Source organism: Xenorhabdus entomophaga (genome assembly GCF_037996725.1).
In the GTDB taxonomy this organism is placed as follows: domain Bacteria; phylum Pseudomonadota; class Gammaproteobacteria; order Enterobacterales; family Enterobacteriaceae; genus Xenorhabdus; species Xenorhabdus khoisanae.
The window spans coordinates 1-816 of sequence record NZ_JBBMXH010000280.1 but is presented as its reverse complement, the minus strand read 5'-3'; the positions used below and the strand labels follow the sequence as shown (position 1 = coordinate 816).

Sequence of the window (816 nt, the reverse complement as noted above, 5' to 3'; positions counted from 1 at the left end):
TTCGCCGAAAACAACGGTTTGCGAGCATGGATATTAACTATTTGGATAAGGTATTAGTTGCAGGGTTTAAGGCGTTGGGCAAGAAGTGAACATTCACGCTCTTGCCCTGCTTTCCCTCTATAGCGGAAGTAAGATTACTCAAATCGCTACTAAATTACTTTTACTTACCGGATTAAGAACAATAGAACTGCGAGCTTCTACTTGGGCAGAAATTGATTTCGATAAAGCAATTTGGGAAATCCCACAAGAACGCATGAAAATGCGTCGGCCTCATATTGTCCCGCTTCCTGAGCAGGCTTTGGCTTTGCTGAGAGAGTTGGAGGCGATCACAGGTCGATTTAACTTTGCTTTTCATGGCAGGAATGATGCAGGTAAGCCGATGAGTGAAGCCGCTATTAATCAGGTTCTTAAACGTATTGGTTATGGTGGGAAAGCTACAGGTCATGGATTCCGCCACACTATGAGCACAATCTTACATGAACAGGGCTATAACACTGCTTGGATTGAAACACAGCTCGCTCATGTTGATAAAAACAGTATACGAGGCACTTATAATCACGCCCAATATCTGGATGGTCGTAGGGAAATGCTGCAATGGTATGCGGATTATATGGAAGCACTCGAATTAGGAGAGAATGTGATACATGGAAAATTTAAGAAACGTGCTTAACTGAATAAATACAAAATAATTATCTTTGTTGTTTAATATATATAACTTTTCATAATTATGAGAATTTCATATTTCCTATTCCTTTCCAACTATTTGCTGAAGCGGCATTCAAGAAAATCTTAACTCTTTTGATGAGCTGCCACATA

The 816-nt window shown here is 40.0% G+C and carries 1 pseudogene; it reads left to right on the top strand.

The window, feature by feature from the left end:
• Positions 1–100: 100 nt before the first annotated feature.
• Positions 101–670: pseudogene (locus AAC854_RS22765) on the top strand (tyrosine-type recombinase/integrase); the annotation flags it as partial.
• Positions 671–816: the final 146 nt, after the last annotated feature.